General features: G+C 60.1%; 11 protein-coding genes and 4 tRNA genes. 5 read left to right on the top strand and 10 right to left on the bottom strand.

Going from position 1 to position 13,911, the window contains the following annotated elements; all coding sequences use genetic code 11:
* Nucleotides 1-37 precede the first annotated feature (37 nt).
* The 3 genes from AACW87_RS02390 to AACW87_RS02380 are packed head-to-tail and all read right to left on the bottom strand — an operon-like array spanning nucleotide 38 to nucleotide 4,827.
* On the bottom strand, nucleotides 38-3,118 hold the full coding sequence (locus tag AACW87_RS02390; protein ID WP_098981181.1) for a multidrug efflux RND transporter permease subunit: 3,081 nt from the start codon (nucleotides 3,116-3,118) through the stop codon (nucleotides 38-40).
* 15 nt (nucleotides 3,119-3,133) lie between these two features.
* The gene (locus AACW87_RS02385; RefSeq protein WP_098981179.1) at nucleotides 3,134-4,240 is read right to left on the bottom strand and encodes an efflux RND transporter periplasmic adaptor subunit; all 1,107 of its coding nucleotides are present in this window, start codon (nucleotides 4,238-4,240) and stop codon (nucleotides 3,134-3,136) included.
* Nucleotides 4,237-4,827 carry a TetR/AcrR family transcriptional regulator gene (locus AACW87_RS02380; protein ID WP_043141674.1) on the bottom strand — a complete coding sequence of 197 codons (591 nt, stop codon included), beginning with the start codon at nucleotides 4,825-4,827 and terminating at the stop codon, nucleotides 4,237-4,239. Before AACW87_RS02380 ends, AACW87_RS02385 begins: the two co-directional genes overlap by 4 nt.
* A 257-nt stretch (nucleotides 4,828-5,084) precedes the next feature.
* Between AACW87_RS02380 and AACW87_RS02375 the strand changes: the two genes are divergently transcribed.
* The 5 genes from AACW87_RS02375 to AACW87_RS02355 all read left to right on the top strand — a co-directional run bounded on the left by AACW87_RS02375 (nucleotide 5,085) and on the right by AACW87_RS02355 (nucleotide 6,244).
* Nucleotides 5,085-5,161 (top strand) — tRNA-Arg (locus AACW87_RS02375).
* 51 nt (nucleotides 5,162-5,212) lie between these two features.
* Nucleotides 5,213-5,288, top strand: a tRNA-His gene (locus AACW87_RS02370).
* Between the two features lie 20 nt (nucleotides 5,289-5,308).
* Nucleotides 5,309-5,394, top strand: a tRNA-Leu gene (locus AACW87_RS02365).
* A 74-nt stretch (nucleotides 5,395-5,468) separates the two neighbouring features.
* Nucleotides 5,469-5,545: transfer RNA gene (locus tag AACW87_RS02360), tRNA-Pro, on the top strand.
* Nucleotides 5,546-5,731: 186 nt separating this feature from the next.
* Nucleotides 5,732-6,244 carry an RICIN domain-containing protein gene (locus AACW87_RS02355; RefSeq protein ID WP_241326454.1) on the top strand — a complete coding sequence of 171 codons (513 nt, stop codon included), beginning with the start codon at nucleotides 5,732-5,734 and terminating at the stop codon, nucleotides 6,242-6,244.
* Between the two features lie 119 nt (nucleotides 6,245-6,363).
* On the opposite strand, the gene AACW87_RS02350 is transcribed toward AACW87_RS02355, so the two are convergent.
* The 7 genes from AACW87_RS02350 to AACW87_RS02320 form a co-directional block, all read right to left on the bottom strand.
* Nucleotides 6,364-7,176 carry a Cof-type HAD-IIB family hydrolase gene (locus AACW87_RS02350; RefSeq protein WP_043140359.1) on the bottom strand — a complete coding sequence of 271 codons (813 nt, stop codon included), beginning with the start codon at nucleotides 7,174-7,176 and terminating at the stop codon, nucleotides 6,364-6,366.
* Between the two features lie 90 nt (nucleotides 7,177-7,266).
* Nucleotides 7,267-8,307 carry an alpha/beta fold hydrolase gene (locus AACW87_RS02345; RefSeq protein ID WP_241326453.1) on the bottom strand — a complete coding sequence of 347 codons (1,041 nt, stop codon included), beginning with the start codon at nucleotides 8,305-8,307 and terminating at the stop codon, nucleotides 7,267-7,269.
* Nucleotides 8,297-9,040 (bottom strand): tRNA (guanosine(18)-2'-O)-methyltransferase TrmH, encoded by a 744-nt coding sequence (gene trmH, locus AACW87_RS02340; protein WP_241326452.1) that lies wholly within the window; start codon nucleotides 9,038-9,040, stop codon nucleotides 8,297-8,299. The genes AACW87_RS02345 and trmH overlap by 11 nt, the downstream gene beginning before the upstream one ends.
* 142 nt (nucleotides 9,041-9,182) lie before the next feature.
* Complete coding sequence (spoT, locus tag AACW87_RS02335) at nucleotides 9,183-11,300, bottom strand: bifunctional GTP diphosphokinase/guanosine-3',5'-bis pyrophosphate 3'-pyrophosphohydrolase (RefSeq protein ID WP_043140283.1); 2,118 nt, start codon at nucleotides 11,298-11,300, stop codon at nucleotides 9,183-9,185.
* A 135-nt stretch (nucleotides 11,301-11,435) separates the two neighbouring features.
* Nucleotides 11,436-11,711, bottom strand: a complete 276-nt coding sequence (gene rpoZ / locus AACW87_RS02330; protein ID WP_005307060.1) for a DNA-directed RNA polymerase subunit omega — start codon at nucleotides 11,709-11,711, stop codon at nucleotides 11,436-11,438.
* 79 nt (nucleotides 11,712-11,790) lie between these two features.
* Nucleotides 11,791-12,417 (bottom strand): guanylate kinase, encoded by a 627-nt coding sequence (gmk, locus tag AACW87_RS02325; protein WP_043557360.1) that lies wholly within the window; start codon nucleotides 12,415-12,417, stop codon nucleotides 11,791-11,793.
* Nucleotides 12,418-12,716: 299 nt separating this feature from the next.
* Complete coding sequence (locus AACW87_RS02320) at nucleotides 12,717-13,784, bottom strand: glycosyltransferase family 9 protein (protein ID WP_241326482.1); 1,068 nt, start codon at nucleotides 13,782-13,784, stop codon at nucleotides 12,717-12,719.
* Nucleotides 13,785-13,911: the final 127 nt, after the last annotated feature.

Here is a 13,911-nt window from a genome sequence, read left to right as displayed (position 1 = left end):
GGCCCCGAATCGGGGCCTTTTGCATTCAAATCGGTGATCAATGACTCCCTTTCGCCTTGGGCGGGATGGATTCATCAAACACGGGCAAGGGTTTGTGCTCGGAGGCCAGGTAGGTGTAAATCACCGGCAGCACGAACAGGGTGAAGATGGTACCGATCGCCAGACCGGCCACTATCACTATGCCGATGCTGAAGCGCTGGGCCGCACCGGCGCCGGCCGCATACAGCAGCGGGATCAGACCCGCGATCATGGCCGCCGTGGTCATCAGGATGGGGCGCAGCCGCACCTTGGCCGCCTGCATCACCGCCTGGGTCCGGTTCAGACCGTGCAGCAGCTGCTCCTCCTTCGCCACCTCGCAGATCAGGATCCCGTGCTTGGTAATCAAGCCGACGAGCGTGATCAGGCCCACCTGGGAGTAGATGTTCATGGTGGCCATGCCCCACGCCAGCGCGATCAAGGCACCACTGATGGCGAGCGGGACCGACACCATGATCACCAGGGGGTCACGTACCGATTCGAACTGGATGGCCAGCACCAGGAAGATGATGGCCAGGGCCAGCGCGAAGGTGGCATAGAGGGCGTTGCCTTCGGTCACGAACTGGCGAGCCTCACCCATGAAGTCGTAGCGATAGCCTTGCGGCAGCTTCTCTTCGGCTGTGGTCTTGAACCAGTTGATCGCGTCCCCCATGGCGACACCCGGTGCCGGTACGGCGCCTATGGTGGCGGAGTTCAGCTGGTTGAAGTGGGGCAGGGCACGGGGCTCGCCCACGACTTCGATGTTGATCAGGCTGCCCAGCGGGATGGATTTGCCGTCGGCCGCACGCACGTAGTAACCCTTCATGGATTCCGGGTTCATGCGGTATTTGCGCTCGACCTGGGGGATCACCTCGTAGGAGCGGCCATCCAGGTCGATGCGGTTGACGTAACCGTCCGCCATCATGGTGCCCATGGTGATGCCTATATCCTGCATGGTGATGCCGTAGGCACCCGCCTTGTCCTTGTCGATCTTGATCTTCATGGTGGCGGAGTCGTAGTTCAGATCGAGATCCGAATAGACGAACTGGCCATTGGCCTGGGTGGCCGTCAGCATCTCGCTGGCGATCAGGAACAGGCTCTCGAAGCTGTTCGGGGTGGTGATGACGAACTGGATCGGCAAGCCGCTCGATGCACCCGGCAGTTCAGGGAACTGGAAAGTGGTGATGGCCATCCCTGGGATGTCCTTCACCAGTCCGGCGACCCGGTCCAGCACCTCTTTCTGGCTCGCTTCACGCTGGCTCCAGGGCACCATGGAGGCGATACCAAACGCCTGATTGGCGTTGAATACCCCGGAGAAGACCTGGGAGTAGGCGATTTCCGGCTGCTCATCCAGGATCTTGTTCACGTCCGCCATGGTGTTTTCGATGTAGTCCAGGTTGGCGTTGGAGGGTGCCGTGCCCAGCACCGCCATGACGCCCTTGTCTTCCGACGGCGCCAGCTCGCTCGGGATGAACTTGAACAGCAGCGGCAGGCTGCCGAATACGATGACGGCGAACACCACGACCACGATGCGCTTCTGCATCACGGCGTGCAGCATGCTGTCGTAGCGTTCAGTCATCCGATCCAGCAGGTGGTGTACCGTGCTCTCGAATTTGCCCGGCTGCTCGTTGGCCTTGAGCATCTTGGCGCACATCATGGGTGACAGGGTCAGCGCTATGATGCCGGAGACGAATACCGCCCCCGCCAGGGTCAGCGCGAACTCCTTGAACAGGGAGCCGGTGATGCCTCCCATCAAAGCGATCGGCGCATACACGGCGGCCAGGGTGACCGTCATGGCGATAACCGGCACGGCTATCTCCCGGGTCCCTATGATGGCGGCCCGGAAGGGCTCCTCCCCCTGCTTGATGTGTCGGTCGACGTTCTCCAGCACCACTATGGCGTCATCCACCACCAGACCGATCGCCAGCACCATGGCCAGCAGTGTCATCAGGTTTATCGAGAAGCCGAACAGATCCATCATCATCACCACGCCGATCAGGCTGAGCGGAATCGTGATGATGGGGATGATTACGGCGCGGAACGAGCCGAGGAACAGGGTGATCACCACCAGTACGATGGCGGCCGCCTCCAGTATGGTCTTGATGACCTCGTGGATGGACTCGTTGATGGCGATGGTGGAGTCATACAGCACGTTGGCCTGCATGGTGCTAGGCATGTTGCTCTTCAGGCTCGGCAGCAACTCCAGCACGTCGTGGGCAATGTTGATGGGGTTGGCGGTCGGCGCCGCGTTGACCGCCATGACCACGGCTTCGCGGCCGTTGGCACTGGCCCGGTAGATGTCGTGGCTCTTCTCCAGCGTCACCTTGGCGATGTCGGAGAGGCGGATCACCTTGCCGTCACGGGTGGCCACCACCAGTCGCTTGAGCTCCTCGGTATTGCTGACCTGGGTCTTGGCATTGCCGTTGAACAGGGTGAAGTAACCCGTCGCCTGGCCGGTGGCCGACTGATAGTTGTTGCTGTTGAGCACAGTCATCACGTCGCTTGAGGTCAGGTTGAAGGCCGCCATCTTGGCCGGATCCAGCCATACCCGCAGGGCAAACTCGACACCGCCGTAGAGATCAACCTTGGACACGCCGCCCACGGTAAACAGCTGCGGCTTGATGACCCGTTCCAGATAGTCGGTGATCTGGCTGGAGTTCAGCTCCGGACTGGTGAAGCCGAGGTAGAGCACCGCCGTGGTGGAGCCGGTGGAGGAGGTGACCGAGGGGTCTTCCGCCTCTTTCGGCAACTGGGAGCGCACCGAGTTGACCTTGGCCAGTATGTCAGACAGCGCGGCGTTCGGGTCGGTGTTGAGCTTCATGAAGGCCGTGACGGTGGAGCTGCCCAGCTGGCTGGAGGAGGTCATGAAATCGATGTTGTCGGCTTGCGCCACCGCCTGCTCCAGCGGCTGGGTGATGAAGCCCTGGATCAGGTCGGCACTGGCACCGTAGTAGCTGGTGCTGACCGTGATCACCGTATTGGTCACCTCGGGGTATTCCCGCACCTGCATCTTGAAGATGGCCTGAAAGCCCAGCAGGGCGATCAGGAAGCTGAGCGAGATCGCCAGCACAGGCCGTTTTATGAATATGTCAGTAAATCGCATTGCAGATCTCCGCGCTTACAGCATCGGGGTTTGTGCCGGAACGGCCAGGGCATCGTTTTCGACCACGCGCACCTTGGTGTCGTTGCTCAGGCGAACCTGGCCCGACAACACTATCTCGTCCCCGGCCTTGATACCGGACAGCACATGTACGTCATTGCCGCGACGCTCGCCCGCCTTGACCACGACCTGCTTGGCCCGTTTCATGCCGTCCACCTCGTGGATGACATAGACGTTTTCGCCATACAGGGTGAAGGAGATGGCCGATTGCGGGATCACCATCTGCTCTTTGACCGTGGGCAGTATGATGCTGGCGCGGGCGAACATGCCTGAACGGAGCTGGCCGTCGTTGTTCGGGATGTCAGCCTGTACCTGGATCAGGCCGCTCTGGTAGTTGACGGCCGGCTCGATGGCGGTGATGTGGCCATCAAACTGGGTCTGGGGATAGGCATCCACGTTGATCTTGATGATCTGGCCCAGAGTGATTTTCGAGATGTCGGTCTGGGGCACGGTGAAGCGCAGGCGCATCACGCTGGTGTCTTCCAGCCGCACTATGTCGGTACCCGGTTGCAGGTACTGGCCGAGGAAGACGTTGCGCAGGCCGACCACACCGCCGAAGGGGGCGCGGACTTCACGGCGGGCTATGGTCGCCTTCAGGCTCTCGATGTCGGCCTCCAGCGAGCGGTAGCTGGCTTCGGCATCATCCAGCTGATCCTTGGAGATGGAGCTCTTCTTGAAGAGGTTCTGGAAGCGCTCGTACTTGGCGCGCGCCGCCGGCAGCTTGGCCAGGGAGGCTTGCAGGTTGGCCTTCTCCACGCTGGAGTCCAGGCTCAGCAGCAGCTGCTCCGCCTTGACCGGCTTGCCGGATTCGAAGGTGATGGCATCGATGGTGCCCGCCAGTTCGGTGGACAGCGTCACCCCCTGGTTCGGTTCGATGAAGCCGATCGCTTCTATGGTCGGTACCCAGTCCTGCGCCTTGGTCACCATGGCGGTCACCGGGAACTCGGGTTCAGGCCGGTTGGCCATGAACTCTGCAATCTTCTTCTGCTTGAACATATTGAAGCCGATGACGCTGCCAAACAGGGCAAGCGCTATCAGCAACATGATGGCCATCCACTTTTTCATGAACAGGCTCCTGAGGTGGAAAAATTGGGGTTTAAAATGGCATTCCAGCTGGCCCGGATCACGGCTTCCAGCTGTTCTTGCGTCAGTTCAAAGTGGTGAACCTGGCGTTGCAACGCCAGACTTCCCACGCAATCCAGGCTCAGCACCTGCAGTGCCCGGACGGGTAGATCGATAAACAGACCTTGTTCACGTCCCCGTTCGAAGAAGCGATCCAGAGGTGCCCAGGCGGCCATGATGACCGGGTCTTTCTCCAGCTCGGCTCCCAGCGGAGAGCTCTCATACTGCAACTTGCATTTGAGCGCGTTGGGCTCGTCGGCAAAAATGGCGTGGATATTGAGCCACAAGCGCCGAAATTGCTGAAACGATACCTCTTCTATCTGCACCCCTTCCATGACCAGGGGATGACACTGGAGTATGGTGTGCTGATAGAGCTGGCGGATCAGATCATCTTTGTCGCTGAAGTAGCGATAGATGGTGCCCGCCGCGACCTTGGCTCTCTTCGCCACCACGGCAATGGATAGCCCGTGGAAACCCTGCTCGCCGAGTACTTCATGCGCCGCATTGAAAATGCGTTCTTTCTTGTTCATGACTCGATTATCACAACGGCTGAATGAACGTTCATTCATTTTAGGGGGGCCTTGAGGCAAGTCAAGTTCTGCTGCGCGCTTGACCACCATAGTGGGGGTACAAAGTAACGGGGGAGGACTGGATCCAGCCTGAATGAAGGGAAAATGGCATAAAACAGCCATAAACGATGGAAAAACAAGCGGTTGATTCAGTGCAGGCAAAAAAGTGTAGACAAGCATGCTCCCATCATCAATAATGCGCCCCGTTCGACAGCGTAGCGCCCGTAGCTCAGCTGGATAGAGCGCTGCCCTCCGGAGGCAGAGGTCACAGGTTCGAATCCTGTCGGGCGCACCATCAAACGTGCGCCAGTTAAACGGGCGTTGTTGTGGAACGAAAACAGCTGTGGTGGCTGTAGCTCAGTTGGTAGAGTCCCGGATTGTGATTCCGGTTGTCGTGGGTTCGAGCCCCATCAGCCACCCCATTTTACAGCTTGTCAGGTATGCGAAGGTGGCGGAATTGGTAGACGCGCTAGCTTCAGGTGTTAGTGCCCCCCGGGTGTGAGGGTTCGAGTCCCTCTCTTCGCACCATACTTGCTGTATGACGAGGATGATCACAAGTGGTCGTCTTTGTGCTTTAGAGTACTTAGTAAAGAAAATTGTCTCGGTGATTAGCGCAGCCCGGTAGCGCATCTGGTTTGGGACCAGAGGGTCAAAGGTTCGAATCCTTTATCACCGACCATATTCAGAAAAACCTCGCTTCGGCGGGGTTTTTCGCTTTCTGGCGTTTGCCATCTCTCCTGTCGTCACACCTTGTCACGTCTGTTTACACTTCTGTTGGCACTTTCTCGCCGCGGCTTCGGGTATGCTGGACCACAGACCCACAGCAAGTGGGCATCATTGAACACATTTCAGGCCAACATGTCATATGCACCCTAATATCGTTCGCGTCAGCACGCTGGCGCTTGTTGTCGTGGCCCTCAGCGGCTGCTCGTTCAAACCCAAGCCGGATGAGATCCTGATGGGCGCCGCGCCCAGGCAGGCCGCTGATACCCCCTCCACCCTGGTGACCAGTGGTGGTTTCTGCGTGGCATTGAATGCCCAGGATCAGCTGATCACCCAGCCTTGCGACCAGACAGCCCGTCAGCAGTTCAGCTGGGATGCCGGTGCCTTGCAGCTCCAGCAGCGCTGTCTGGTGGCCAAGGGAGGGAGTGTGCTCGCCATGACGGAGTGTCAGGATGAGAGTCGTCAATGGCAGTGGCAGGCGGATCGCCTGTTCAACCGCAAGGTCGAGCTATGCCTGGACGTCGCCGGGCGCCGTCACAAACCTGGCACCCCGCTGCGGCTGGCGGATTGCTACGGCGGTGCCAACCAGAGCTTCGAGTGGAAGAATGAAACGAGCGTGCTGGACCAGCTGAACCTGAAAAGCCTCATCTGGTGAGGCTTTTGGGATGGGTGGCGATCGCAGTTGGAATGCGTAACGTCGCCCGTGTCTCGGTTTGAGATGTCGGCCGGAGCGTCATGGATACCACGCACGGGCGGTATCCATGACGGCAGGGATCAGGCTGCGCCGGCGGTACTGATGGCGAACAGCTGTTCCAGATAGACGGCGACACCATCTTCATCCGAGCTCAGAGTCTGTTCGTGGTCTGCCAGGGCCAGCTTGAGGCGATCGTGGGCATTGCCCATCACCACGCCGCGACCCACCATGTTCAGCATCTCGAAGTCATTCATGCCATCCCCGAAGGCAACGGCCTGGGACATCTCCAGCCCGTGCTGCTCCAGCACGGCGCGCACGGCATTGCCCTTGTGCACCCCGGCGTGCATCACCTCGAGACAGTCCGGCAGGGAGAAGGTGACGTTGAGTCGATCACCATAATGCTGGTTGAGCTGGGCCTCGATCTGCAGCAGCTTCTCGTGGTCACCGATGTAAAACACCTTGTTGACCTTGTCCATCGGATGGGTGGCGAGGTCGGTCAGGCGGTAGGTAAATCCGGATTCGTCATGGAATTGCAGCAACCAGGGCAGTTCCTCTTCCACCAGCCACTCGTCGCCATAGTAGACGTTGAGGTGAATGGAGGGGTCGCGCTCCAGCGCGATCAGCTCGGCGGCCACTGCGGCTGGCAGCGCCTGATTGAAGATGAGTTGATCCTGCTTGTCGTGCACCACGGCACCGTTGGAGGTGATGAGGTAGATGTCCAGCCCGAGCGTGTCGCGAATGCTGCGCACGTCCACATGGTGCCGGCCTGTGGCCACCACGAACTTGATCCCCTGTTCCACCAGACGGTGCAGGGTGTCACGGGTGCGGGGGGAGATCTGGTGCTGCTTGTTGAGCAGGGTGCCATCGAGATCGGATACAACTACCTTGAACATCATTACCTCGGCATCAATTGAACGCCGGGGCAGTGTACCCCAGCGTTTTGCGTCACCCCATTTATTTAGGGATCCAAAAAATAACCAGTGTCAGAAGCGATCGAAGAAGGCCAGGGTGGCATTGAGCGCTACCTGACGCTGGGGATCGGCTTCCATGAACAGCTCGTGCCAGGCTCCCTCTACCCGCAACGGCTTGCCCCCTTCACACCGAGCCCGGGCGCAGAAGGCATCCTGCGCGGCATTGTCCACCACGCTGTCTTCCCCCGCCTGCAGCAGCAGCAGCGGTGTTTTGATGCGATCGGCGGCGGCGATGGCGCTGTCTCCGGCGGCTATCCCCTCGCGGATCCAGTGGGCTGTCACCCCGCCCAGCTTGATCTGCGGACGCTGTTCGTAGAGCTCGCGAAACGCCTGATAGCGTGGCTCGCTGTGGCTCAGGCCATTCTCGGCAAATTCGTGGGACTGGTAGCTACCCTGACCCGGGCCATAGGGTGGTTCGCCCAGCCAGCTGCCGACCGTGTCTATGCTGGCCGCCAGCCCCTGTGCCAGCCACTTGGGCAGGCCGCCGAGGTTGATGCCCATCATGGGGGAGGAGAGCACGGCGGCCTTGATGTCATCCGGCCAGCGTTCCAAGTAAAGCGCCGAGATGGCGCCGCCCATGGAGTGGGCCAGCAGGAACAGCTTGGCGGGCTGGTCCGCCACTATGACCTGGTCGTGAAACTGCTTCAGATCCAGCACATAATCGTCGAACTGGTCGACATATCCTTTCTCCTGGTCGTCCAGCAGACGCTCGGACAGGCCCTGACCACGGTGATCGATGAGATAGAGGCTGTAGCCCTGGCGCCACAGATCCCAGGCCAGCTCCTGATACTTGAGATAGCTCTCGACCCGGCCGTTGACGATGAGAATGGCGCGATCCACCCTGGCCTGGCGCAGGGCGGCATAGCGGATGGTGACGCCGTCCTTGCCCTTGAATTCCCCCTCGACGGCGTGCTCGCGCCAGAAGTCGGGCAGGGTCTGCTGATGGAGGGTGGCAACCTCGGCTTCGGATGTCAGCGGATAGGGATTGGTCACGGCAAGGGCTCCGGCAGAAAACAGGGTCAGGGCCAACAGGGGCAAATAGTTAGGCTTCATCAATGTACTCTTCCGAGGTGTCGTCCGACTGCTGTGCGGCCCAGCCCTTGCGGGTCAGTTGCATCTGTTGCCACCAGGCCTCGTCCGCCAGGATTTCGCCAGCCGGACCGAGCTGGGGATAGGGCATCTCTTTTTCTTTGCAGAGCTGGGCATAGATGGGGTAACCCCCCTCGAACAATATGCTGTTCTGCTCCTCCAGGTCGAGTGGGCAGCCGCGCTGATAGCAGCCGGCCAGCTCGCGCTGGCGCTGGGCCTCATACAGGATGGCGGCGGCGGCCACAGAGACGTTGAGGGACTGCACCATGCCCACCATGGGGATGACGATATGGTGATCGGCCAGGGCCAGCGCCTCTTCGCCTATGCCGTGCTTCTCCTGGCCCACCAGGATGGCGGTGGGCTTGGTGTAGTCTATGGCGCGAAAATCCACCGAACTGTCGGAGAGGTGGGTAGCCAGGATCTGCATGCCGGCGGCTTTCAATTCGGCCACTGCGCTGCCGATGTCCGGGTGCAGCTTCACGTCCACCCAGTTCTGGCTGCCGCGGGCTGTGCCCTTGCGCTTGTGGATCCAGCTCTTGGGCCAGACGGCATGCACCCTGTGGATGCCGATGGCATCGGCGGTACGCACTATGGCGGCCAGATTGTGAGGCTTATGAACCTCTTCCATACAGACGGTCAAGTCGAGCTGGCGCTGGGTCAACATGTCAGAAATCCGTTTAAAGCGTTCAGGAGTCATATCAGTTTCTATCGGGTGAGGCGGGTGTGCCAGGCAAGCGGGTCGAGCTGACGCTGGGTCAGTATGGTGCGGATTTGCTCGAGGCGTTCGGGGCTCATGGCGTGTCTCTATAAAAGCAGCAGGCGGCTTGCGCCGCCTGTATTCAGTTCTTTTGTCGGCTCACCTTGAGCACGTTCGGCATCACGCGGATCTTGCGCATGATGTTGGCCAGGTGGATACGGCTCTTGGTGGTGATGAGCAGAGTGACCAGATAGACACGGCCATCCTTCTCTTCGGTGCTGATGGCGTGAATGTTGGCGCCGGTGGCGGCAATCACGTTGGCCAGCTCGGCCAGCGCACCCTGATGGTTGACTATCTCTATGCTGATGCCGGTGCGGAATTCCTGCTCCTGATCCTTGTCCACCTCCCACTGTACCGGCAGGTATTTGTCCGGTTCGCGGCTGTAGCCCTTGATGTTGCGGCAGGCTTCCTGGTGGATCACCAGCCCCTTGCCCGGGCTGATGTGGGCAATGATGGCATCCCCCGGGATCGGGCGGCAGCAGTTGGCGAAGGTGACCAGCATGCCGTCGGCACCTTTGATCGGCATCTTCTTGCTGCTGGACTTGGGCTGCTCTTCAGGCGGCAGTTCATCCCCCAGCATGCGGCGCGCCACCATGACGCTCATGGCGTTGCCCAGACCCACGTCGGCCAGCAGGCCCTGCAGGTTTTCGTGCTTGGTGTCGGCCAGCACCTGCTTGATGCGCGGCTCAGGAATGTCTTCGATGTTCTTGGCGCCGAGCGCATGGTTGAGCAGGCGACGACCCAGCACCACAGACTCTTCGGTGCGCAGGTTCTTGAGGAACTGGCGGATCTTGGAGCGGGCCTTGGTGGTCACCACGAAATTGAGCCAAGCCGCGTTGGGACGGGCGCCCGGTGCCGTGATGATCTCCACCGTCTGACCCGAATGCAGCGGGCTGCTCAGCGGATAGGGGTGGCGATCGACCCGGGAGCCGACGCAGGCGTGGCCTATGTCGGTGTGCACCGTGTAGGCAAAGTCCACCGGCGTGGCGCCCGTGGGCAGCTCCATGATGCGGCCTTCCGGGGTGAACACGTAGATCTCGTCCGGGAACAGGTCGGTCTTGACCCCTTCGATGAATTCAAACGAGCTGCCGGCGCTCTGTTGCAGCTCCAGCAGGCTCTGCATCCAGCGCTGGGCGCGGATCTGGGCCGTGGTGCCCGAGCTGTCGCCATCCTGCTTGTAGGCCCAGTGGGCGGCAACCCCCTTGTCGGCCATCTGATCCATGAACTCGGTGCGGATCTGCACCTCGACCGGTACCCCGTGCGGTCCCACCAGCGAGGTGTGCAGCGACTGGTAGCCGTTGGTCTTGGGGATGGCGATGTAATCCTTGAAGCGGCCGGGGCGCGGCTTGTAGAGGCTGTGCATCTGCCCCAGCACCCGGTAACAGGTATCTATGTCCTTCACCCTGACGCGAAAGGCGTAGATATCCATTACCTCATGAAATTGCAGCTCTTTTTTCTCCATCTTGTTGTAGATGGAGAAGAGGTTCTTCTCGCGGCCGCTGACCTGGGAGTCGATGCCGGCATCCCGCAATCGGCCCTCGATCTCGCTCTGGATGGAGTCGATGATTTCGCGGCGGTTGCCACGGGCACGGCGCACCGACTCTCGCAACACGCGGGAGCGCATGGGGTAGAGCGCCTCGAAGCCCAGCTCTTCCAGCTCGTTCTTCATGGTATGAATACCGAGGCGGTTGGCGATGGGGGCGAAGATCTCGAGGGTTTCACGGGCGATGCGGCGGCGCTTGTCCGGCCGCAATGAGCCGAGCGTGCGCATGTTGTGGGTGCGGTCGGCCAGCTTGATCAGGATGACCCGGATATCCTGGGTCATGGCCATCACCATCTTGCGGAAGTTTTCGGCCTGGGCTTCTTTGCGATCGCGGAATTTCAGTTTGTCGAGCTTGGAGACGCCCGCTACCAGCTCGGCGACGGCATCGCCAAACAGTTCGGCCAGATCGGCCTTGGTGACCGGGGTATCTTCGATGACGTCGTGCAGCACGGCGGCCATCAGGGTTTCGTGATCGAGTCGCATGTCGCCGAGAATCCGGGCAACGGCAACCGGGTGGGTGATATAGGGCTCGCCACTGGAACGCATCTGTCCCTGGTGGGCATCACGGGCCACCACATAGGCTTGCCTGAGCTTCTCAACCTGCTCTGATGGCAGGTAGGAACTGGCTATTTCTTTAAGATTTTCAAATAAATACAAGACAGTCCCCGCAGCGGTGAAACGGCAATCCGTGGAATAGAGGGTATAGTCCTGAGTTTGCGAGGTTTTCGAGCGGTTGTAAATGGGAAGAACAGTCGGCACCCGGGCGGGCGCCGACTATGAGAAATAACTGACTTAACCGCGGCCTTCGGCGATGGCAGCAACGGCAGCCAGCTCGGCGGCTTCCTGTTCTTGCTGCTCGTAGCGGTCCTGGGTGTCCATCACCTGGTTGTTCACCAGACCCAGCTCGATCTCGCGCAGGGCGATCACGGTCGGCTTGTCGTTCTCTTCGTCAACCAGGGGATCTTTGCCTTGAACCGCGATTTGGCGGGCGCGGCGGGCGGCGACCAGCACCAGGTCAAAACGGTTACCTACCTGTTTTACAGCATCTTCTACAGTAACGCGTGCCATGCAGGACTCCAGTGTTTGGGCTTTCTGTGTTTAGAAAAGCGGTGTTTAAAAATGACGCAAAAGTTTACTTGTTTTTGGCCTATTCTGCCAGTAGCTGTTGCAGCAAGTTTTGTTGTGCCTGCTGTTGCTGATGCATTTCCAGCCGTTGGCACTCAATAATGGCCCTGAGCTGGAACAGCGCCAGCTCAAAGTCTTCGTTGATAATGACATAGTCATACTCGTCATAGTGCACCATTTCGGCAATGGCTTTCGCCATCCGGCCGGCGATCACCTCGCTGCTGTCCTGACCGCGCCCGATCAGGCGTTGTTCCAGCTCGGCACGGCTGGGAGGCAGGATGAAGATGGACTTGGTCGGCATCTGCTCGCGGATCTGGCGGGCGCCCTGCCAGTCGATGTCGAGGAAGACGTCGATCCCCTTGGCCAGGCAGGCTTCGATGGCGGCGCGTGAGGTGCCGTAGTAATTGCCGAACACTTCGGCCCACTCCAGAAAATCACCACGGGCGATCAGCGCCTTGAATGTCTCCACCGGCACGAAGTGGTAATGCACCCCGTGCTCTTCGCCCGGGCGCATGGCACGAGTCGTGTGGGAGACCGACAGTTGCATCTTGCCTGCTGCGTTGTGTTTGGTCAGCAAGGCATTGAGCAGGCTGGATTTACCCGCCCCGCTCGGGGAGGAGATGATATAGAGAGTGCCTTGTTGCGCCATGTCATTACCTTTAATCGAAACCCGTGTTTTGGTTGTAGCAGAGGCCGCCGTCTTGTGCCCGAAAGGGAGACAGCCAAACGCAAAACGCGGAAAATTCTTGGATCAGGGAGATGTAAAGGCGGCGAATTTTAACAGAAGGCGGCGGATAAAAAAACGGCCGGAATCATATTCCAGCCGATCAAAGTATTCGTAGCTTGCTGCGGGAGCGTAACCCACATCGGCCGCTATTGTGCCTTGGGGGGCGGGTAGAGGCCAGCAGGTTATCCCTGCCTCAGGGCTCGGAATTTCCGAGTTGCCTCTCAGCCTGGCAGATGGCGATCGGCGCAGAGCCGGTCAAAGGTGGCGATGACACGTTCACTCGTGATCTTGCTCATGGCATCCGGGTCCTTGAGGCGGGTGCGCCAGCTCAGCTCGGCCAGCGGCTTGCCGGTTTCCTGTTCGATCAGTTCCTGATAGACGCTGACCGTGTAGTCGCGGCACAGATAGGGACCGGTACGGGCCGGATTGTGATGGGCGTAGAGGCCGATCACCGGTGTGCCGACCAGGGTTGCCATGTGGGTAGGGCCCGTATCCGGGGCCAGCACCAGGCTCGCTTCACCGATCAGGGCCAGCAGCTGCTTGAGGTTGGTCTGCCCCACCAGATCCACCGGTTTGCTCTGGCTTAGCCGCTGTATGTCGGCGGCCAGATCCCGTTCCAGCTTGGCCGGGCCGCCGCACAGATAGACCTGAAAGCCCTTGTTGGCCGCGTGATCCGCCAGCGCGGCATAACCCGCGGCGGTCCAGTTTTTGAACGCCTTGCTGGCGGCGGCGCAGATGAGCAGGGTCGGCTTGCCGCCAATCTTCTCCCGGGCCCATGTTTTATGTTCGGCGCTGATGGGCAGTTGCCAGTCCGGGGTCAGATCCTGGATGCCCAGCTCTTTGGCGAAGGCGAGAAAGCCATCCAGCACATGAGGAGATGAGGGGGACGGCACCCTGTGGTTGGTGAACAGCCACTGACCGTCGTTGGCGCGCGCCTTGTCGAAGCCGAGTTTGATGTTCGCCCGGATGCCGAGGGTGGCAATGCTGGCGCGCATGGCCGCCTGCAGATGGAGCAGGGCATCGAACCTGCGCCCCTTGAGGGTCTGCCAGAGGTCACGGTAGCCGCGCCAGCCCTGGCTCTTGTCAAAGGCGATGACCTCGACCCCGGGCAGATCGGCGAAAAGTGTCGCCTCTATCTTGCCGGTGATCCAGGTGATGCGAGTCTCTGGCCACTCCCGCTGGATGACGCGCACCAGCGCCAGCGCGTGGCAGCAATCCCCGATGGCGGAGAGCCGCAGGATGCAGATGGAAGAGGGCGGCGTTTGGATCAGCGGCATGATGTGGCGCAATGGTGGCAAAATGGATGGATGGCATTATGCAAACTCCCCTGTGGATTGTAAAATTGCGCGCAACTGGCAGCCGGTACTGGCCCTGATCCTCACAAGGAGCACGGGTCCGTGCCGACAAGCCGCCTTA

The sequence above is a fragment of the Aeromonas sp. MR7 genome (genome assembly GCF_963899385.1).
In the GTDB taxonomy this organism is placed as follows: Bacteria; Pseudomonadota; Gammaproteobacteria; order Enterobacterales; family Aeromonadaceae; genus Aeromonas; species Aeromonas bestiarum.
This window is presented reverse-complemented; position numbering and strand designations above follow the sequence as displayed.

Coding starts and splice junctions, on each gene's coding strand:
- AACW87_RS02390 (WP_098981181.1), bottom strand. CDS start 3,118: ATGCGATTTACTGACATATTCATAAAACGGCCTGTGCTGGCGATCTCG.
- AACW87_RS02385 (WP_098981179.1), bottom strand. CDS start 4,240: ATGAAAAAGTGGATGGCCATCATGTTGCTGATAGCGCTTGCCCTGTTT.
- AACW87_RS02380 (WP_043141674.1), bottom strand. CDS start 4,827: ATGAACAAGAAAGAACGCATTTTCAATGCGGCGCATGAAGTACTCGGC.
- AACW87_RS02355 (WP_241326454.1), top strand. CDS start 5,732: ATGCACCCTAATATCGTTCGCGTCAGCACGCTGGCGCTTGTTGTCGTG.
- AACW87_RS02350 (WP_043140359.1), bottom strand. CDS start 7,176: ATGTTCAAGGTAGTTGTATCCGATCTCGATGGCACCCTGCTCAACAAG.
- AACW87_RS02345 (WP_241326453.1), bottom strand. CDS start 8,307: ATGAAGCCTAACTATTTGCCCCTGTTGGCCCTGACCCTGTTTTCTGCC.
- trmH (WP_241326452.1), bottom strand. CDS start 9,040: ATGACTCCTGAACGCTTTAAACGGATTTCTGACATGTTGACCCAGCGC.
- rpoZ (WP_005307060.1), bottom strand. CDS start 11,711: ATGGCACGCGTTACTGTAGAAGATGCTGTAAAACAGGTAGGTAACCGT.
- gmk (WP_043557360.1), bottom strand. CDS start 12,417: ATGGCGCAACAAGGCACTCTCTATATCATCTCCTCCCCGAGCGGGGCG.